We start from the raw sequence: 19,286 nt of genomic DNA, 5'->3' as shown, positions 1-19,286 counted from the left end.
CGTGGGTCATGCCGGCTCCTCGGGGACGGGAGAGGGGGCGGGGGCGGAGGTGGTGTCCGGCGCCGTGCCGTCGCCGTCCGGCGCGGTCAGCGGCAGCAGCACCTGGAACCGGGTGTCACCCGGCACGGACTCCAGCCGGATGGTGCCGTGGTGCTTGTTCACCACGATCCGCCAGGAGATGTCCAGACCGAGGCCGGTGCCCCGGCCGACCGGCTTGGTGGTGAAGAACGGGTCGAAGATGCGGTCGCGGATCTCCGGCGGCACCCCCGGCCCGGTGTCCCGGAACTCGACCAGCAGCCGGTCGCCCTCGCGTGCCGTGCGCACCGTCAGGGTGCCCTCGCCGCCCGCGTAGCCGATGGCGGCGACCGCGTTGTCGATCAGGTTGGTCCACACCTGGTTCAGCTCGGCCGGATACGCCGGGACCCTCGGCAGCGTACGGTCGTACTTCTTGACCACCTCGATGCGCGGACCGGTCTTGCCCGACAGCATCAGCAGCGTGCTGTCGAGGAGTTCGTGCACATCGGCCACCTGATAGGGGGCGCGGTCCAGCTGGGAGTACTGCTTGGCGGCAGCCACCAGCCCGGAGACGCGGGTGGTGGAGTCCGCGATCTCGTCCATCAGCAGTTCGGTCTCCACCGTGTAGCTGAGCCAGCCCACGGCTCCCGGCAGGATCTCCTCGTCCACGGCCGCCGCCACCTGCTCCAGCCAGTCGACGTCGAGCCCGGCCTGGACGAAGACGGGAGCGGCCTGCCAGGCGCCCGCCACCCCGTGCTCCTCCAGCCAGTCGGTGACGGCGTCCTCGCGGTCGGCGGTCTCCAGGGGGCTGAGCGAGTGCGCCTTGGCGACCCGTTCGGCCGTACGCTCCTGGATCTCGATCAGGTGCGCCAACTGGTCGCGGGAGAACGGGCCTTCGGCGATGACCGCGAGCTTGTGCCGCATCTTGGCCACCCGCTCCCGCAGCGCCGCCGTGGCCCGTACGGCCGCCGCCGCCGGGTTGTTCAGCTCGTGCGTGAGCCCGGCCGACAACGAGCCCAGCGCCAGCAGCCGCTCGCGCTGCCCGATGGCCGCCTGGGTGCTCTTGGACCCGAAGAAGAGCCCCTCCAGCAGATGCACCGCCATCGGGAACCACTCCCGCATGATGTCCGCGAACGTGTCCGCGGGCAGCACGAAGAACCGCGTCGGCTCCGTGACGCGCATCGAGTTGTTGTACACCTGCCGCACCCGGTCGCCCAGGTACGCCTGCACGGCGCCCCCGTACACCCCGCGCTGCGCGCTGCGGACCACCTCCACATCGTCGCCGCCGACCCGGCGGGACAGCGCCACCGCGCCCTCGATCAGCACGTAGAAGCAGGTGGCCGGCTCGCCCTCGGCGTACACCGGGCCGGGCTCGAAGCCCATCACCCGGCCCGCCGCGCACAGCCGGCCCAACTGCTCGTCCGACAGTTCCTCGAACAGGAACAGCGAGCCGATCTCCCGGGGGCTGCACGGGAGCACCCGCCCGCTCACGACTGCTCCAGGTAGCGGTGCACGAGCATCACGGCCATGGCTCCCTCTCCGACGGCGGACGCGACCCGCTTGGCGGACTCCGCCCGCGCGTCCCCGGCCACGAACACGCCGGGCACATTGGTCTCCAGGTGGTAGGGCGGCCGGTCCAGCTCCCAGCCCTCGGGCGGCCGGCCGTCGGCGGTCAGATCGGGCCCGGCCAGGATGAACCCGTGCGCGTCGCGCAGCACCGTGCCGTCCAGCCAGTCGGTCAGCGGCGCGGCGCCGATGAACACGAACACCCACTGCGCGTCGACGCGTTCGGTGCGGCCGCCGTCCACCTCGCGCAGGGTCAGCTGCTCAAGGCGGCCCGGGCCGTGCGCGGCCTCGACGACCGTGCCGGTGCGCACCGAGATGTTGGGGGACTCCTCGATCTGCTGGACGAGGTAGTGCGACATCGACGCCGCGAGGGAGGGGCCGCGCACCAGCAGCGTCACCGACTTGGCGCCCCGGGACAGGTACATCGCCGCCTGGCCCGCCGAGTTGGCGCCGCCGACGATGTACACGTCCTGCCCGTGGCAGGCGGCCGCCTCGGTCAGCGCCGAGCCGTAGAACACCCCGCAGCCGGTGAGGTCGTCCGCGCCGGCCGCCGTCAGCTGCCGGTAGGACACCCCGGTCGCCAGGATCACGCTGTGCGCGGCGACCGCCGTGCCGTCCGAGAAGCGGACCGTGCGGGCCGCGCCGTCGATCTCCAGGCCCGTCACCTCGCGGGCGGTGAGGATCTCCGCGCCGAACTTCGCGGCCTGCCGGCGCGCCCGGTCGGTGAGCTGGGCGCCGGAGACGCCGTCCGGGAAACCCAGGTAGTTCTCGATCCGGGAGCTCTGGCCCGCCTGGCCGCCGGTCGCCGAACGCTCCACGAGGACCGTGCGCAGCCCCTCGGAGGCCCCGTACACGGCCGCGCCCAGGCCGGCCGGGCCGCCGCCGATCACCACGAGGTCGTAGAAGTCGGCCGCCGGCGTGGTCGCCAGCCCGACGCGGGCCGCCAGTTCGGGCGCCTCCGGCTCGACCAGCGGCGTGCCGTCCGGGGTGACCACCAGCGGCAGCCGCCGCCCGTCCTGCCCGGCCGCCGCCAGCAGCCGCCGGCCCTCCGGCTCGTCGGAGGAGTACCAGCGGTAGGGGACCTGATTGCGGGCCAGGAACTCCCGGGTCCGCGAGGACCGCGCCGACCAGCGGTGCCCGACCACCTTCGTGGCGGGCACGGGCCGGTGGTCGCTGTGCCGCCACGCCTGGAGCAGGTCGTCCAGGACCGGGTAGAGCTTCTCCTCCGGCGGGTCCCAGGGCTTGAGCAGGTAGTGGTCGAGGTCCACCACGTTGATCGCGTCGATCGCCGCGTTCGTGTCCGCGTACGCGGTCAGCAGCACCCGCCGCGCGCCCGGGTACACGTCGAGGGCCTGTTCCAGGAACTCGATGCCGTTCATCCGCGGCATCCGGAAGTCGGCCAGGATCACCGCGACCAGATCGCCGCGCAGCTTCAGCTCGCGCAGCGCGTCGAGCGCGGACTCGCCGGACTCCGCGCGCACGATCCGGTACGACTGGCCGTAGCGCCGCCTCAGATCGCGGGCGACGGCACGGGAGACTCCCGGGTCGTCGTCCACGGTCAGGATGACGGTCCGCGTGGCCTCCGCGGCCTGTGCCATGTGTCTCCCACCCCGAGTGGTCGCAGCGGGCGGCCCGGTGCCCCCGCCTTCGAGCCCACGTGCGCCCATCGTATGGGTGTCCGTGCGGCGGCGCGCGGCCGCCCGGGGCGCGCCCGTCCGGGGGTGGGCGCGGCGGACCCGGTGCGCCCGCGCCCGGGCGGGGTGGGGAAGACTGGGACCGACGCAGCGGCCACGGCACAGGGAGGCGGACGGCATGACACGGCCGATCACGGCAGGGGTGGACGGATCGCGGGAGAGTCTCGCCGCGCTGGCGTGGGCGGCCCGGGAGGCCGGGCGCCGCGGGCTGCCGCTGCGCGTGGTGCACGCCTGGCGTTTCGAGGTGCGCGAAGCCTTCGACCTGGGCGACCGGGACACCCAGCGCCAGCGGGTGCGCGAGTCGGTCGACGAGGCGGTGCGCGGCCTCACCGCGCGCCACCCGGAGCAGGCCGTGACCTGCGACCTCGTGGAGGACGACGCGGCCGAGGCGCTCATCGCCGCCGCGGCCGACGCCGAGGCGCTGGTGCTCGGCTCGCGCGGCCAGGGCGCCCTGGTCGGGTTCCTGGTCGGCTCGGTCGGCCAGCAGGTGATCGCCGAGGCCGCCCGGCCCGTCGTGCTGGTGCGGGCCGGTGACGAGCCCGCCGCCGAGGCCGCCGGGCGGGAGGTCGTCGTCGGCCAGCACGGCACCGCCGAGGACAGTGCCGAGATCCTGCGGTTCGCCTTCGAGACGGCCGCCGCTCGGGGCGCCACGGTCCGTGCCGTGCGCGCCTGGACGCTGCCGCCGGTGTTCGCCTACAGCCCCGGTTCGCTCAGGCTGCTCGACGAGGCCGGCGGCCTGGAGCCGCACGAGCGCAAGGGGCTGGCCGAGGCGCTGCGGCCGTGGCGGGAACGCTTCCCGCACGTCCCGGTCGTCGAGCACGTGGAGATGGGCAGCGCCGGACAGGTGCTGCTGGCGACCGCCGGGCGCGCCCAGCTCCTGGTCGTCGGGCGCCGGGCCCGGCGTACGGCGGTGGGCGCGCGGATCGGGTCGGTCGCGCACGGTGTGCTGCACCACGCGGCCTGCCCGGTGGCCGTGGTCCCGCACGCCTGAGCCGGTCCTACTCGGTGACCTGTCCGGGCGCGGCGGGCGCGGGCGTGGCGCGGGCTTGGGGCAGGACGTCGCGGACGTAGTGCTCGATCGCGGTGTCCAGGCCGATGTCGTGCTGCGCCCGCTCGGACAGGTACCAGCGGTGCTCCAGCAGCTCGTGGTAGATCTCCGCCGGGTCCATGGTGCCGCGCAGCTCGCGCGGCACCTGGCGCACGGTGGGCCGGAACACCTCCCGCACCCAGCGGTGCGCGAGCACCTCCGGACGCGCGGAGAGGGGGTCGCCCGGGGCGTAGTCGTCCTGGGTGGCCATCCAGCTCTCCAGGTCGGTCAGCAGCCGCCGCGCCTGGTTCTCCTCGGTGTCCAGGCCGGTCAGCCGCAGCAGCTGGCGCTGGTGGTGACCGGCGTCGACGACCTTGGGCACGAAGGTGACCGTGGAGCCGTTGGAGGCGTGCTCGATCTGCATCTCGGCCACGTCGAAACCGAGGTCGTTCAGCCGCCGTATCCGGCGCTCGATGTAGTGGTACTTGCCCGCCGGATAGACCGAGGTACGGGTCAGCTCCTGCCACAGGCGGCCGTAGCGGGCGCAGATCTCGGTGCCGAAGTCCACCGGGTCGACCGAGGGGTGCAGCGCGCCGGACGCCTCCAGGTCGAGCAGCTCGCCGCTGATGTTCACCCGGGCCAGGTCGAGGTCGTACTCCCGCTGCCCGTCGCTCAGCCGCGCGTGCAGCTCGCCGGTCTCCGCGTCCACGAGATAGGCGGCGTACGCGCCCGCGTCCCGCCGGAAGAGCGTGTTGGACAGCGAGCAGTCGCCCCAGGCGAACCCGGCCAGGTGCAGCCGCACCAGGAGGACCGCGAGGGCGTCCATCAGCCGGTGCATGGTGGCCGGGCGCAGGGTGGTCTCGAACATCGCCCGGTACGGCATCGAGCCGCCCAGGTGCCGGGTGATCAGCACCGGTTCCAGCGGGGCGCCGGTGCGGTCGGTGCGCCCGGTGACCACCGCGAGCGGGTCCACGGCGGGGATGGCGAGCCGGTCCAGGTCGCGCAGCAGCCCGTACTCGCGCAGCGCGGGCCGCTCGGCCAGCTCCTTGACCGCGATCACCTCGGCACCGGCCCGGGCGTAGCGCACGACGTGCCGGGAGATGCCGCGCGGCAGCGGCACGAGGTGCTTCTTCGGCCACTTCTCCAGCGGCGTCTGCCAGGGCAGTTCGAGCAGGAGCGCGGGGTGCTCCGGGTTGGTGGCGCTGATCTGCAATGCCATGGCGGCACTCTAGAGCGGGTGGTCAGAGCGCGTGGTCCCGGGCCCGGCGGGCGGCCGCCTTCACACTGCCGTGGTGCGCGGCTCCGTGGCCGGGCAGCAGGACCTCCGCGTCGAGGGTCTCCAGCAGGTCCAGCGAGGCCAGCGCCCGGGCGCGCTCGTGGTGGAACATGTCGGGCAGCAGCTGCGGCCCGCTGATCCGCGAGGTGGGATGGCCGCTCACCAGGGCGTCCCCGGAGACCAGCACCCCCGCGTCCGGGAGGTGGAAGGCGGTGTGGCCCCGGGTGTGTCCGGGCGTGTGCACCGGCACCGGCCGCCCGGGCAGGTCCAGCGGGCGGCCCGTCGCCGCGAACGCCCCCGGAGCGGTGACCGGCAGGTGCGCGGTGCCGCCCGCGCGCAGCGAGTGCACCGCCCAGGGCAGCACACCGGGCCGCCAGCCGTTGCGCAGCACCGTCCCGACACTCACCTGATGCAGGAAATCGCGCCGGGCGTGCGGCACTTCGGCCTCGTGCAGCAGGACCGGGGTGCCGTAGGTGACGTTCAGGTACTCGGCGGAGCCCACGTGGTCGTTGTGCGCGTGCGTGATCAGCACGGCGGCCACCGCCTGCGGTGAACTGCCCACCTGCGCCAGCGAGTCGAGCACCTGCCGCCGGTCGACCGGGTAGCCGGTGTCGATCAGGGTGGCCGCGTCCCCCTCGGTCAGGATCACCCAGTTGGTGTCGCTGCCGCGCACCAGATAGGTGCCCTCGGCGACCTGCCGCACCCTGCCGCGCATCGCTGTCCCCGCCTCCATGAGTGGCCGCCCGACCGGGACAGCAAACCAGACGTGCCGTCAGCGCACACCGGCCGGCCGGAACTGGATGCTGATCCGCGGCTCGGTGGCCCGCGCGCTCTTGGGCACGCAGTGCTCCCAGGCGCGCTGGCAGGAACCGCCCATCACGATCAGGTCGCCGTGCCCGAGCGGGCGCCGCACCGTGGCGCCGCCGCCCCGGGCGGGCCGCAGCAGCAGGTCGCGGGGCGCGCCCACGGAGAGGATCGCGACCATGGTGTCCTCGCGCGCGCCCCGCCCGGTCCGGTCGCCGTGCCAGGCGACGCTGTCCCGGCCGTCGCGGTAATGGCACAGGCCGGCCGTGGTGAACGGCTCGCCCAGCTCCTCGGCGTAGTGCGCGGACAGGGCATCGCGGGCCTCGGCGAGCACCGGGTGGGGGAGCGGGTCGCCGGCGCCGTAGAAGGCGAGGAGGCGGGGGACGGCGACCACGTTGTCGTACATCTTGCGGCGCTCCGCGCGCCACGGCACCTCGGTGGCCAGCTGTTCGAACAGCTCGTCGGCCCCGCCGAGCCAGCCGGGCAGGACGTCGATCCAGGCCCCGAGCCCCAGCTCCGTGCGGCGCAGCCCCTCCAGCGGGGCCAGCCGCAGCTCGTCGGCCTGGTCGAAGAGGGAGCCCTGGAGGTGGTGCGCGCTCATACGACCAGCGTACTCGGTAATCGAAAATATCTTCGAGTGGAATACCGGGGAATCCCTTCGATCGAGGGGACTTTGGATACATCGACGTATCGGATACATTCATGTATCGAGACGGTCGGAGGCCGGAGGGAGACCGGGCATGGCGGCGGAAGGCAGCACCGGGCGCGTCACCAAGCGCCGGGCGCGCACCCGGGCCAACCTGCTGGAGGCCGCGTTCCGGGTCTTCGCCGCGAAGGGCTTCGGGCGGGTGTCCATCGAGGAGGTCTGCGAGGCCGCCGGCTACAGCCGGGGCGCCTTCTACTCCAATTTCGCCACCCTGGACGAACTCTTCTTCGCCCTCTACCAGGAACGCGCCGAGCTGATCGCCGGCCAGGTGGCCGGGGCCCTCGCGCTCGACGGGCCGGGCCTGGACGTGCGCGCGGCCGTGGACCGGGTGACCGAGGTGCTGCTGCTCGACCTGGACTGGCTCCTGGTCAAGACGGACTTCCTGGTGCACGCCGCCCGCGACCCGGCCGTGGCCCGGACCCTGCTGGAGCACCGGGCACGGCTGCGCGAGGCCGTCGCGGAGCGGCTGGCCCGGGCCCACGGCACCACCCCGCTGCCCGCCGTCCTCGGCGGGGTGGACGGCGCCGCCCGCGCGGTCGTCGCCGCGTACGACGGTGTCACCACGCAGTTGCTGCTGGACCAGGACGTGGAGGCCGCCCGCGCCTGGCTGGGCCGGCTGCTCATGACACTGCTCACCGGCGGCGGCACCGGCGACGGCGGGACCACCGACGGCGGGGCGAGCGGCGTCGTCGGCGCCACTCGACGCACCACTCCCGAACGAGCCGAACGAGCCGAACGAGCCGAACGAGTCAACTGAGGAAGGAACGGTCGTCATGGACGCGGACGTCATCGTCGTCGGAGCGGGCCTGGCCGGCCTGGTCGCGGCCCACGAGCTGACCAGCCGGGGCCGGAAGGTCGCCCTCGTGGACCAGGAGAACGCCGCCAACCTCGGAGGGCAGGCGTACTGGTCCTTCGGCGGGCTGTTCCTCGTCGACTCGCCCGAGCAGCGCCGCCTGGGCATCAAGGACTCCTTCGACCTGGCCTGGAACGACTGGCAGGGCAGCGCCCGGTTCGACCGGCAGGACGACGAGGACTCCTGGGCGGTGCGCTGGGCCCGCGCCTACGTCGAGTTCGCGGCGGGCGAGAAGCGGTCCTGGCTGGAGGGGCACGGCATCACCCTGCTGCCCACGGTCGGCTGGGCCGAGCGCGGCGACCTGCGGGCCGACGGCCACGGCAACTCCGTACCCCGCTTCCACATCGCCTGGGGCACCGGCACGGGCGTCGTGGAGCCGTTCGCCGAGTACGCCCGGCAGGCCGCCCGCGACGGACTGCTCACCTTCCACCACCGGCACCGCGTGGACGAACTCGTCGTCGAGGGCGGCGCGGCGCGCGGGGTGCGCGGCACGGTCCTGGCCCCGGACGACGCGCCGCGCGGCGCCGCCTCCAACCGGGAGGAGACCGGCGCGTTCGAACTCACCGCGCAGGCCGTGATCGTCACCAGCGGCGGCATCGGCGCGAACCACGAGATCGTCCGCCGCTTCTGGCCCGAGCGGCTGGGCACCCCGCCCGCCGAGATGGTCACCGGCGTCCCCGCGTACGTGGACGGCCGGATGCTCGACATCAGCGCGGCGGTCGGGGTGCGCCTGGTCAACCGCGACCGCATGTGGCACTACACCGAGGGCATCCAGAACTGGGATCCGGTCTGGCCCGGCCACGGCATCCGCATCCTGCCCGGCCCGTCCTCCCTGTGGCTCGACGCCCTCGGCCGCCGGCTGCCCGACCCCTGCCTGCCCGGCTACGACACGCTGAGCACCCTGCGGCACCTGCGCACCACCGAGGACATCGCCGGACACGGCCACTCCTGGTTCGTGCTCACCCGGAAGATCATCGAGAAGGAGTTCGCGCTCTCGGGCTCCGAGCAGAACCCGGACATCACCGCCAAGGACGGCAAGGCGGTGCTGCGCGACCGGCTGTTCGGCAAGGGCGCGCCGGGCCCGGTGCGGGACTTCGTGCGGCACGGCGCGGACTTCGTGGTCGCCGACACCCTCGAACAGCTCGTCGAGAAGATGAACAAGCTGACCGACGAGCCGCTGCTCGACGCCGCCGGGGTGCGCCGCCAGGTGGAGGCCCGCGACCTCCAGCTGGCCAACCCCTACAGCAAGGACGCCCAGGTGCAGGGCATCCGCAACGCCCGCCGCTACATCGGTGACCGCCTCGGCCGGGTCGCCTCGCCGCACCGCCTCCTCGACCCGGCGGCCGGCCCGCTGATCGGCGTCAAGCTGCACATCCTGACCCGCAAGACGCTCGGGGGCATCCAGACCGACCTGGACTCCCGCGCGCTCGGCGGCGACGGCCGGGTGATCGACGGGCTGTACGCCGCCGGTGAGGTGGCCGGGTTCGGCGGCGGCGGCGTCCACGGCTACAACGCCCTGGAGGGCACCTTCCTCGGCGGCTGCCTCTTCTCCGGGCGCGCGGCGGGGCGGGCGGCGGCGGACCGGACCGGCTGATCCGGCGGTACCGGCCCGGGCCGGCTGATCCGGCGGTACCGGCCCGGGCCGGCTGATCCTGCGGTGCCGGCCCGCACCCCCGGAGGCCATCGCGGGTGCGGGCCGGGCGAGTTGGTCCGGGCCGGGGACCGGCCGGGAGCGCGCACCTCTAGTCTGAGGGCGCTCGAACAGTGTGTGATCATGCCGTCCCAGCCTTTCGGAAGCCCTTTCGAGGAGAGCCCGTGACGCCACCCAGGAAGCAGCCGCCCGCCGGACGCACCCCCGCCGCAGGCACCCCGGCCCGCCGCCGCCGCGAAGCCGTGGCCGCCGCCGTCCCCGTCGCCGTGGCGGCGCTGCTGGCCACCGCCGGGCCCGCCGCGGCCGGACCCGTGCACGGCGGTCCCGCCGCCCACCGCGCGACGGCCGGTGCCCCCGGCGCCGGCGACCCCTACTTCCCGCTCGCCGGCAACGGCGGCTACCACGTCTCCCACTACGGCCTGACGCTGCGCTACGACCCGCGCACCCGGCACCTCGACGGCACCGCCGTCCTCACCGCCCGCGCCACCCAGGCGCTGAGCCGGTTCGACCTCGACCTCAAGGGCCTCAAGGTCACCGCCGTCACCGTCGACCACGCCAAGGCCGGCTACCGGCGGGCCGGCCAGGAACTCGTCGTCACCCCGCGCACCGCCCTGCGCAAGGGCCACGACTTCCGCGTCACCGTCACCTACAGCGGCACCCCCGAGCCGGCCACCGACCCCGACGGCTCCGCGGACGGCTGGATCCCCACCGACGACGGCGCCTTCGTCGCCGGGGAGCCGCAGGGCGCCATGACCTGGTTCCCCGCCAACAACCACCCGCTGGACAAGGCGTCGTACGACTTCACCCTCACCGTCCCCCGGGGCGACACCGCCGTCGCCAACGGCGTCTTTCTCGGCAGCCGCACCGCCGGCGCCCGCACCACCTTCCGCTGGCGCCAGAGCGAGCCGATGGCCGCCTACCTCGCCACCGCGACCGTGGGCAGGTTCCAGGTCCAGCAGTACACCACCCGCGACGGCGTCAAGGTCTACAACGCGGTCGACCCGCGCGAGGCCAAGGCCGCCGCGCCCGTGCTGAAGCAGCTGCCCTCGGTGCTGGAATGGGAGAGCAGGCTCTTCGGGCCGTACCCCTTCCGGGCCGCCGGAGCCATCGTGGACCACGCCCCGGGCGTCGGGTACGCGCTGGAGACGCAGAGCAGGCCGCTGTACGACTCCGCCCCGGACCTCGCCACCCTCGTCCACGAGAGCGCCCACCAGTGGTTCGGCGACTCCGTCTCGCTCACCCGCTGGCAGGACATCTGGCTCAACGAGGGCTTCGCGACCTACGCCGAGTGGCTGTGGACCGAGCAGCACGGCGGCAGCAGCGCCCAGCAGGAGTTCGACGCGCTGTACGCCCGCCCGGCGAGCGACGGGCTGTGGGCCTTCGCGCCCGGCGACCCGGGCAGCGGCGCGAACATCTTCGCCACCCCCGTCTACGCGCGCGGCGCCATGACTCTGCACGAGCTGCGCAAGGCCGTCGGCGACCCGGCGTTCTTCCGCGTCCTGCGCGCCTGGGCGTCCGCCCACCGCGACGGGCACGGCACCACCGCCCAGTTCATCGCCCTGGCCGAGCGGATCTCCGGCCGGAACCTGGACGGCCTGTTCCACACCTGGCTGCTCACCGGGGGCAAGCCCGCCGCCCCCTGAGACGACGCTGACGAGTTCCTCACACGCGCCGGTCATGATCGGCACATGAACCCCCGCCCCGTCCGCTCCCGCCCGACCGCCGCCGCGCCCCGCGCCCTTGCGGTGCCGCCCCGTCCCGAGGGGCGCGGCGGCCGGCCCGTACCGCGGACCGCTTAGGATCCGCCGGGTGTGCGCACATGTGCTGGTCGCCGAGGACGACGAGATGCAGGCCGAGCTGATACGCCGCTCCCTGCTGGCGGAGGGCCACACCGCGACCGTGGTCCACGACGGCCGGGCCGCCCTGGACGCGGCCCGGCTGGAGGGCCCCGACCTCGTCGTCCTGGACCTGATGCTGCCGGTGATCGACGGCTTGGGGGTGTGCCGGACGCTGCGCCGGGACGACGACGTCCCGGTGCTGATGCTCACCGCCCGCTCCACCGAGGACGACATCCTGCTCGGCCTGGAACTCGGCGCCGACGACTACATGACCAAGCCGTACAGCCCCCGGGAGCTGATGGCCCGCATCCGCACCGTCCTGCGCCGCGGCGGGCGGGGCGGCGGGCGGCGCGAGGGCCACGTCGTACGGGCCGCGGGCCTGGCCGTCGACCCGGTGCGGCACGAGGTGCGGTGCGAGGGCCGGCCGGTGGTGTGCACCCCGGCCGAGTTCGAGATCCTGCTCGCCATGGCGGGCGAACCCGAACGGGTCTTCACCCGGCGGCAGTTGCTCCAGTGCACCCGGGGCCTGGACCGGGCCTCCACCGAACGGGCCGTCGACGTCCACATCATGAACCTGCGCAAGAAGCTGGAGGCCGACCCGCGCCGCCCGGCCCGCCTCCTGACGGTCTTCGGCGTCGGCTACAAGCTGAGCGGCGGCACGGCATGAGGGGCGGCGTCGGGATGAGCGGCGGCACGGCATGAGGGGCGAGCGGCACGGGATGAGCGGCGGCTCGGACGCGGGTCCGGGCGGTGGCATACCGCTGCGCAAGCGCCTGCTGGTGCGGCTGCTGATCGCCTCCGTGCTCATCGCCCTGTGCTCCGTGGCGGCGACCGCCTGGCTGGCGGTGCAGACCACCACCCACGCTCTGCGCGAGGAACAGGGCCAGGACCTCGCCGACGACATGGCCGTACTCGACCGGCTGACCGGCTACGCCGCCACCCACCCCGACTGGCGGGGCGTCGGGCCCGTCCTGCGCGACCTCGCCGCCCGCACCGGCCGCCGGATCGCCCTGACCACCGCGGACCGCACCCCCGTCGCCGACTCCGCGCCGCCCGGCAGCCCGCTGCCGCCGGCCCCCGCCGCCACCGTCGACCCCCTGCGCACCGACACCTACACCCAGCACGGCGCCCAGATCAGCGGCATCGACCCGCGGGCGGTCGGCCCGTACCTGCTGCCGGCCCAGGAACGGGCCAAGCTCGATGTGCTGGCCGCCCGGCGGCGCACCTGCTACGACGACAACGGCGTGGCCACCACCCTGCGGCGCCTGCCGAGCGGCCGCCCGGTCGTCAGCGACACCGACGGCACCGGATACGCGCCCGAGCCGTGCGCCGACGGGCTCCTCAACACCCCGACGCCCACCGAGCAGAAGGCCCTGGCCGACCTGGAGCGGCGGGCCGGCGGCTGCCTGCGCCGCGCCGGACTGGACCCCGAGCTGACGCTGTACGCGACGTTCGACCCGACCGGCACGACCCGCGGTGCCGGCCATCTCGGCGTCAAGCCGACCAGGCCTCGCGACGACAGGGCGGCGGCCGCGGTCCGCGACTGCGCCGAGACCGCCCGCCGCGCACAGCTCGACCCCTACGTCGCCCCCGCGGCCCAGCTGTTCCTGGGCGGCGGCGACCGGGCCGCGCCCCGCTTCGTGATGTCCCCGGCCAACAAGGCGAAGATCGTCGGCGCGGCCGGCCTGGTGCTCGCCGTCACCGTCGCCCTGACCGCCGTGGTCGCCACCCGGCTCGTACGGCCGCTGCGCGCCCTCACCGAGGCGGCCCGGCAGCCGCCCGAGCGGCATGTACGGGTCCCGGTCACCACCCGGGACGAGACGGGGCTGCTCGCGGAGGCGTTCAACACGCTCACCGAGCGCCGCGAGCGCCTGGAGGCGCAGCGCAAGGCCATGGTCAGCGACATCGCGCACGAACTGCGCAGTCCGCTCACCAACATCCGCGGCTGGCTGGAGGTGGCCCGCGACGGCCTGGTCGAACCCGATCCGGCGCTGCTGTCCTCCCTGCACGACGAGGCGCTTGTGCTCCAGCGCGTCATCGACGACCTCCAGGACCTCGCCGCCGCCGACGCCGGCACCCTGCGCCTGCACCGGGAACCGCTGGACGCCCGGGAGCTGCTCGCCCAGGTCGCCGCGGCCCACCGGGTGGCCGCCGACGCGGCCGGCGTCGCCCTGCGCACCGAGGACGCGGACGGCTGCTGCCTGGACGCCGACCCGGTGCGCCTGCGGCAGGCGCTCGGCAATCTGGTCTCCAATGCCCTGCGGCACACCCCCGCCGGGGGCACCGTCACGCTGGCCGCCCGCCCGGACGGCGACGAGACCGTCCTCACCGTCACCGACACCGGTACGGGCATCGCGCCCGAGGACCTGCCGCACGTCTTCGACCGGTTCTGGCGGGCCGAGAAGTCCCGCAGCCGTCGTACCGGCGGCAGCGGGCTGGGCCTCGCCATCGTCCGCCACCTGATCGCCGCGCACGGCGGAACGGCCACGGCGACGAGCCAGCCGGGCACCGGCAGCGTCTTCACCCTGCGCCTGCCCGCGGCGCCCCTCCTGGCCGACTCCGGCTGAGCGTGGTCACTCCGAGGCCCTGATGAGCGGCAGGCCCTGATGAGCAGTGGGGACCGCGGCACCGGAGAGCACCGTGCGAGCGAGAGCGCCGGCAGCCGGGGCGGCTGTCAGCCGGCGCGCCGCCGGGCCGCCGCGCGCCGCCGCTTGAGCGCGCGCCGCTCCGTCTCGTCCGTGCCGCCCCACACCCCGATGGCCTGGTCGGTGTCCATCGCCCACCGCAGACACTGCTCCTGGACGGGACAGCGTCGGCACACCGCCTTGGCCTGCTCGGTCTGCAGCAGCGCCGGACCCGTGGTGCCGATCGGGAAGAAGAGATCGGGGTCCTCGTGGCGGCACACGGCGTGGTCTCGCCAGTTCTCCATGAAAAGTCACCTGCGATCGAAAATCGGAAGTCGTCCGTGCCTCGACAAGTACGCGGCGTCGGGTGACCGGCGGACCCGGGGATAAAACGGCCCCGCCGGGATCGGGCCGGACCTTCGCACAATCCCCACAGGGCCCGTACACGGCCGCTACCCGGCGGGTGCGCGGCCCGTACCCGGCGGGTGCCTGGCCCGCACCTGACCGGAACACGCGTGCGAGGGGTACGGCCTGTGCTGGGATAGTGAACCCGGACCGAAAGATGTATCGAGCAGCCAGGAACCCCGTGGACACCAGCGAGAGCACCGACAGCAGCACCCCACCGCAGACCGGGACCGGCGGCGGCCCGGACCCGGCCGGGCAGGCCCGGCGCGGCTGGCGCCACTGGGCCATGGACACCCGTCCGCTGCGCCGCCCGGCCTACCGCCGGCTGTGGACCTCCACCATCGTCACCGCGGTCGGCAGCCAGCTCACCGCCGTCGCCGTGCCCAAGCAGATCTACGACATCACCGGCTCCTCGGCCTGGGTCGGCTACGCCAGCCTGGCCGGGCTGGTGCCCATGGTCGTGTTCGCGCTGTGGGGCGGCGCGGTCGCCGACACCGTGGACCGGCGCAAGCTGCTGCTGGTCACCAACGCCGGTATCGCCGTCACCTCGCTGCTGTTCTGGCTGCAGGCGCTGACCGGGCTCGACTCGGTGGTGGTGCTGATGGCGCTGCTCGCCGTGCAGCAGGCGTTCTTCGGGCTGAACTCCCCGGCCCGCACCGCCTCCATCGCCCGGCTGGTCCCCGAGGAGGAGCTGCCCGCCGCCAACGCCCTGGGCTCCACGGTCATGCAGACCGGCCTGGTGGCCGGGCCGCTGCTGGCCGGCGCGCTGATACCGGTGATCGGCCTGCCCGAGCTGTACCTGATCGACGCCGTCGCCCTGTGCGTCACGGTGTGGGCGGTGTGGCGGCTGCCCGCGCTGCCGCCGCTGAACGCGGCCGTCGCCCGCCGCGCGGGAGTGCGCGAGATCGCCGCCGGGTTCCGCTACATCTCCGGGCACAAGGTGCTGCTGCTGTCCTTCCTCGCCGACATCATCGCGATGGTCTTCGGCATGCCCCGCGCCCTGTTCCCGCAGCTCGCCGCCGAGACGTACGCCCCCTACGGCGAGGGGCTCGCGCTCGGCCTGCTGTTCGCCGCCATCCCCATCGGCGCGGTGGCCGGCGGCCTGTTCTCCGGCACCTTCTCCCGGGCGCGCCGGCACGGCTGGATGGTCATCGGCGCGGTCACCGCCTGGGGAGCGGCCGTCGCCGGGTTCGGCCTGAGCCGCAACCTCTGGGTCGCCGTGGTGTTCCTGGCCGCCGCCGGAGTCGCCGACATGGTCTCCATGGTCTTCCGCGGCGCGATCCTGCTGTCCGCGGCCACCGACGAGATGCGCGGCCGGATGCAGGGCGTCTTCACCGTCGTCGTGGCGGGCGGGCCGCGCCTGGCCGACGTACTGCACGGCACGGCCGGCTCGGCCTTCGGACCGCGCGCGGCGGTCACCGGCGGCGGGCTGCTGGTCGTCGCCCTGATGCTCGGCCTGACGGCGGCCGTCCCCGCGCTGCGCCGCTACCGCATCTGACGCGGCCCCGCTGTACTACTGCCGCGTCCGACGTCCTGCTGTGCTGCTACGGCGTCTGACGGCCGTGCTGCGTCGCCACCGCGTCCGGCGCCCGTGCTGCGTCGCCACCGCGTCCGACGGCCGGCGCTCACCGGTCCATCACCGGTCCGTCGCCGCCGGCCGCCGCTCCTACATCCCGCGCCGGGGGATCGTGTACTGCTCCAGCAGCCTGCCCCGGGTCAGCTCCAGGCGGTGGGCGAGGATCTCGGCGACGGTCCGCACCAGCGACAGCCCCAGCAGCGGGTCCTCCACGGACAGCGCCAGCACCGCCGACCCGTCGAACTCGTAGGCGCGCACCTGGCTGAACGCCTCGGCGCCGAAGTCCCACCGGTAGGGCGGGAACAGCCACGACCAGCCGAGCAGGTCACCCGCGCCCAGGCTCCCCACGGTCACCCGGCGGGTGGCCGTGACCTGCTGGTCGAGATGGACGGCACCGGAGCGGACCACCCAGAAGCGGTCGGCCGTGCCGCCCGCCTCGAAGATCCGGGCGTCCTCCGGGAAGGAGACCTCCTTCGCCACTTCCATCAGGCGTTCGCGCTGCTTGTGGGGGAGGGCGGTGAGCAGTTTTATCGCTTTGGTCATGGCCCGGGGCTCCTCGCCGGCGATGGGTTCCGCGCATGTGCCTACGCCCATTTCAGCCGCTCGCGCCGCGCCGGGCACGTCGGAGGGCACGGCATCCGGCCACCGGGGCCGTGCGGGCATGAAAAAGCCCTGGCTGGACGGGGGAAGCCAGCCAGGGCCGTATGCGACGGCGGACGGGGGATGATCCGGATCGACCCCGTCACCGCGTATGGATGAACCGTAAACCATTTTCGGCCGTTCCGCTCGGCCCCCGGCGTGTCACGTGACCGGTTTCACTCACCTTCACCCGGTGTGCACGGCGATCACCCTGATCGTGCCCGGCTCCGGGCGACTCCGGGGCACCTGGCGTCAGCCGGGGTCCGTGTGCTTGCCGGGAGAGACGATCTCGTCGAGCACGTTGCCCACGGCCTCGTAGGCCAGCGCGCGTGCGGCCGCCTCGCGCGCCCCCTCCGCGTCGCCCGCCCGCAGTCCGTCCCGGCGGTTGCGCCACCGGTGCTCCTCCTGCGCCGCGCAGGCCCGGGCGCGCTGGATGCGCCGCAGCAGTTCGTCCGAATCCACCACATCGGTCATGCGGTCCGCGTACCCACTGGACGCCCTCCGCAGGCCCCTCGGGGCGCAACCGCCGGACGGGCACGCATGTTTGGGTGGCCGCACGGGGGCTAGCCGGACAGGGAGCCCCCGCGGAGGCCGCCCGGCACCGGTCGCCTCCGCCAGCGCCACTCATTCAGGGAGCGAGGAGATGTGCGAGAAGCACAGCATCACCGCCGCCATGGCGGCGTCGCCGGCCGTGGACCGGCCCGCCCGGCAGCCGAGGACATGCCAGCCGGCCGACGCCCGCCGGACCGTGGAACGTGTGATCAGCGAGTGCTGCCGGGCCGGCCATCCGCCGTGTGACGCGCACGCCGTCTCCGACGCCCTGCTCGTGGCCTCCGAACTCACCACCAACGCCATCCTGCACGGCGGCGGGGTGACCGACTTCCACGTGGACGTCCTCGGCCCGGACATCCGGGTCTGCGTCAGCGACCGCAGTGACCGGCTGCCGGTGGTCCGCCCGCCCGTGGACCGGCAGGGCCGGCGCCGGGTCGGCGGCCGGGGCTGGCCGATCGTGTGCCGGCTGGCGCGTGACGTGCAGGTCAGCGACCTACCCTCCGGCGGCAAATGCATCAGCGTGGTGGTCCCCCTCAACTGAACGGTGCCACCGGGCGGCCGTCACTCGGACGGGTGAGCGGCGGCCGGAATTGTCCGCTGCAAAGAAGTCGGCGAAGTGGAGTTTGGGCCTCCTGCACTCGGGCAGACGGAATCTCGTGCTTCGGACCGGAGGCGCGCCAGCGGGAGCGGCATGGCTGCTCCGGAGGCCCTCCAGGTCGACCGGTCAGCCCGCGCTCTCGCGGTACATCCCTGACACGACCGTTCAGGAGCGAATCTGCATGCTCATCGAAATGTCGACAAGCCACTCCGCCGCCCCCGAAGACCAGGCCGCGCCCGCCCGGCGGCCGCACGACGACGCTCCCGACACCGCGGCCCTCTTCCGGCGCCTGATCGCACTGGAGGACGGACCCGAACGGGACGAGATCCGCGACGAACTCGTCACCGCCTGGCTCCCCATGGCCCACCGCATCGCGGGCCGCTTCCGGGACCGCGGCGAGTCGATCGAGGATCTGCGGCAGGTGGCGGCGCTGGGGCTGGTCAAGGCCATCGACCGGTTCGACCCGGAGCGAGGGGCTTTCGAGAGTTACGCCGTGCCCACCATCACCGGTGAGGTCAAGCGGCACTTCCGGGACCGCATGTGGGCGCTGCGGGTGCCCCGCCGCGTGCAGGAGCTGCGCAACAAGGTGCGCGTGGCACGCCGCGAACTCACCCAGAACCCCGGCAGCCCCGAACCCACCATCGCCGCCGTGGCCGCCCACACCGGGCTGACCGAGGAAGAGGTCAGCACCGGGATGGAGGCGCTCGACAGCTTCAGCACCCTGTCCCTGGACGCCGAGATGTCCTCGGGCGCCGACGGCTACAGCCTGGCCGACACGCTCGGCGCGGCGGACGCCTCCTTCGACGTCGTCGTGGACCGTGAGTCGGCCAAGGAAGGGCTGCGCCGGCTTCCCGAACGCGAACGGGCCATCCTCTACATGCGCTTCTTCGAGGACATGACCCAGAGCCGCATCGCCGACCGGCTGGGCATCTCGCAGATGCACGTCTCCCGGCTGATCAGCCGCAGCTGCGCCCGGGTGCGCGACGAGGTGCTGGCCGAGCGCACCGGCCGGCGCGGCGGCACCCGGCCGACGGACTTCTGAGACGCACCCGCACGACACATCCCACGCCACATCGCCGCACCACACATCACCGCACGACTTCTTCTGGAGAGTGACCGAGTGCTGACGCCCCACCCCGCATTCCTGCGCCGCCTGGTCGACGAGTACGAGACCGCGCTGGCCGACGACGCCACGGGCACGGACGCCGCCCGCGGCACCCGGGCGCAGGACCTGGCGTACACGCTGTGCGTGTCCACCGGCACCCGCGACGTACGGCAGGCCCTGGAGGAGGCCCGCCGCCTGCTCGCGGCCGCCGGCACCCCCGCGCCCGCTCCGCGCCGCCGGGCGCAGGCCCCCGCTCCCGCCCACGCGACCGCCGCCGCCCACGCGACCGTTGCCACCGCCGCCCCGCTGACCGTCTGACCCCCGGCACTCGGCCACACCCGGCCGACCCGGCCGCCC

General features: G+C 74.2%; 18 protein-coding genes. 10 read left to right on the top strand and 8 right to left on the bottom strand.

The annotated features are described in order from the left end of the window. Positions 1-6 precede the first annotated feature (6 nt). Both ABZ858_RS07775 and ABZ858_RS07770 read right to left on the bottom strand, forming a co-directional pair. Positions 7-1,506, bottom strand: coding sequence for an ATP-binding protein (locus ABZ858_RS07775; RefSeq protein ID WP_361373769.1), 1,500 nt, complete (start codon positions 1,504-1,506; stop codon positions 7-9). Further along, entirely contained in the window at positions 1,503-3,179 is a 1,677-nt protein-coding gene (locus ABZ858_RS07770; RefSeq protein WP_361373767.1) for an FAD-dependent oxidoreductase, read from the bottom strand. The genes ABZ858_RS07775 and ABZ858_RS07770 overlap by 4 nt, the downstream gene beginning before the upstream one ends. A gap of 214 nt (positions 3,180-3,393) precedes the next feature. Here ABZ858_RS07770 and ABZ858_RS07765 point away from each other — a divergent pair, with 214 nt between their 5' ends. Then, on the top strand, positions 3,394-4,266 hold the full coding sequence (locus ABZ858_RS07765) for a universal stress protein (protein ID WP_361373765.1): 873 nt from the start codon (positions 3,394-3,396) through the stop codon (positions 4,264-4,266). Positions 4,267-4,273: 7 nt separating this feature from the next. On the opposite strand, the gene ABZ858_RS07760 is transcribed toward ABZ858_RS07765, so the two are convergent. The 3 genes from ABZ858_RS07760 to ABZ858_RS07750 are packed head-to-tail and all read right to left on the bottom strand — an operon-like array spanning position 4,274 to position 6,983. After that, positions 4,274-5,521 carry a DUF4032 domain-containing protein gene (locus tag ABZ858_RS07760; RefSeq protein ID WP_361373764.1) on the bottom strand — a complete coding sequence of 416 codons (1,248 nt, stop codon included), beginning with the start codon at positions 5,519-5,521 and terminating at the stop codon, positions 4,274-4,276. Positions 5,522-5,543: 22 nt separating this feature from the next. Further along, a complete protein-coding gene (locus ABZ858_RS07755; protein WP_361373763.1) occupies positions 5,544-6,293 on the bottom strand; it encodes an MBL fold metallo-hydrolase in 750 nt (249 codons plus the stop codon). A 57-nt stretch (positions 6,294-6,350) separates the two neighbouring features. Next, positions 6,351-6,983 carry an alpha-ketoglutarate-dependent dioxygenase AlkB gene (locus tag ABZ858_RS07750; RefSeq protein ID WP_361373762.1) on the bottom strand — a complete coding sequence of 211 codons (633 nt, stop codon included), beginning with the start codon at positions 6,981-6,983 and terminating at the stop codon, positions 6,351-6,353. A 139-nt stretch (positions 6,984-7,122) separates the two neighbouring features. Between ABZ858_RS07750 and ABZ858_RS07745 the strand changes: the two genes are divergently transcribed. From ABZ858_RS07745 to ABZ858_RS07725, 5 genes are all read left to right on the top strand, one after another. Beyond that, positions 7,123-7,845 carry a TetR/AcrR family transcriptional regulator gene (locus ABZ858_RS07745; RefSeq protein ID WP_361373761.1) on the top strand — a complete coding sequence of 241 codons (723 nt, stop codon included), beginning with the start codon at positions 7,123-7,125 and terminating at the stop codon, positions 7,843-7,845. A 16-nt stretch (positions 7,846-7,861) separates the two neighbouring features. Continuing rightward, on the top strand, positions 7,862-9,535 hold the full coding sequence (locus ABZ858_RS07740) for an FAD-binding dehydrogenase (protein WP_361373760.1): 1,674 nt from the start codon (positions 7,862-7,864) through the stop codon (positions 9,533-9,535). 299 nt (positions 9,536-9,834) lie between these two features. Beyond that, complete coding sequence (locus ABZ858_RS07735) at positions 9,835-11,235, top strand: M1 family metallopeptidase (RefSeq protein WP_361374489.1); 1,401 nt, start codon at positions 9,835-9,837, stop codon at positions 11,233-11,235. A gap of 166 nt (positions 11,236-11,401) precedes the next feature. Then, positions 11,402-12,097, top strand: coding sequence for a response regulator transcription factor (locus ABZ858_RS07730; RefSeq protein WP_361373759.1), 696 nt, complete (start codon positions 11,402-11,404; stop codon positions 12,095-12,097). A 31-nt stretch (positions 12,098-12,128) separates the two neighbouring features. Further along, positions 12,129-13,997 (top strand): HAMP domain-containing sensor histidine kinase, encoded by a 1,869-nt coding sequence (locus ABZ858_RS07725; RefSeq protein WP_361373758.1) that lies wholly within the window; start codon positions 12,129-12,131, stop codon positions 13,995-13,997. A 107-nt stretch (positions 13,998-14,104) separates the two neighbouring features. Here the strand turns inward: ABZ858_RS07725 and ABZ858_RS07720 are convergent, their stop codons facing one another. After that, positions 14,105-14,359, bottom strand: coding sequence for a WhiB family transcriptional regulator (locus ABZ858_RS07720; RefSeq protein ID WP_361373757.1), 255 nt, complete (start codon positions 14,357-14,359; stop codon positions 14,105-14,107). Between the two features lie 281 nt (positions 14,360-14,640). Here ABZ858_RS07720 and ABZ858_RS07715 point away from each other — a divergent pair, with 281 nt between their 5' ends. After that, positions 14,641-15,957 carry an MFS transporter gene (locus ABZ858_RS07715; RefSeq protein WP_361373756.1) on the top strand — a complete coding sequence of 439 codons (1,317 nt, stop codon included), beginning with the start codon at positions 14,641-14,643 and terminating at the stop codon, positions 15,955-15,957. 168 nt (positions 15,958-16,125) lie between these two features. Here the strand turns inward: ABZ858_RS07715 and ABZ858_RS07710 are convergent, their stop codons facing one another. Together ABZ858_RS07710 and ABZ858_RS07705 are read right to left on the bottom strand one after the other, a co-directional pair. After that, positions 16,126-16,578 carry a cyclic nucleotide-binding domain-containing protein gene (locus tag ABZ858_RS07710; protein ID WP_361373755.1) on the bottom strand — a complete coding sequence of 151 codons (453 nt, stop codon included), beginning with the start codon at positions 16,576-16,578 and terminating at the stop codon, positions 16,126-16,128. 348 nt (positions 16,579-16,926) lie between these two features. After that, positions 16,927-17,148: a hypothetical protein gene (locus ABZ858_RS07705; RefSeq protein ID WP_361373754.1), complete on the bottom strand. Its 222-nt coding sequence runs from the start codon at positions 17,146-17,148 to the stop codon at positions 16,927-16,929. Between the two features lie 169 nt (positions 17,149-17,317). On the opposite strand from ABZ858_RS07705, the gene ABZ858_RS07700 reads away from it, so the two are divergent. The 3 genes from ABZ858_RS07700 (at position 17,318) to ABZ858_RS07690 (ending at position 19,247) form a co-directional block, all read left to right on the top strand. Then, positions 17,318-17,767: an ATP-binding protein gene (locus ABZ858_RS07700; RefSeq protein WP_361373753.1), complete on the top strand. Its 450-nt coding sequence runs from the start codon at positions 17,318-17,320 to the stop codon at positions 17,765-17,767. 238 nt (positions 17,768-18,005) lie between these two features. Next, positions 18,006-18,866 carry a SigB/SigF/SigG family RNA polymerase sigma factor gene (locus tag ABZ858_RS07695; RefSeq protein WP_361373752.1) on the top strand — a complete coding sequence of 287 codons (861 nt, stop codon included), beginning with the start codon at positions 18,006-18,008 and terminating at the stop codon, positions 18,864-18,866. Between the two features lie 78 nt (positions 18,867-18,944). Next, on the top strand, positions 18,945-19,247 hold the full coding sequence (locus ABZ858_RS07690; RefSeq protein ID WP_361373751.1) for a DUF5133 domain-containing protein: 303 nt from the start codon (positions 18,945-18,947) through the stop codon (positions 19,245-19,247). The last annotated feature ends 39 nt before the right edge of the window (positions 19,248-19,286 follow it).

The organism is Streptomyces sp. NPDC047017, assembly GCF_040644175.1.
GTDB lineage: Bacteria > Actinomycetota > Actinomycetes > Streptomycetales > Streptomycetaceae > Streptomyces.
Note: the sequence above shows the minus strand (reverse complement) of the source record. Positions and strands in the feature narration are given on the sequence as shown.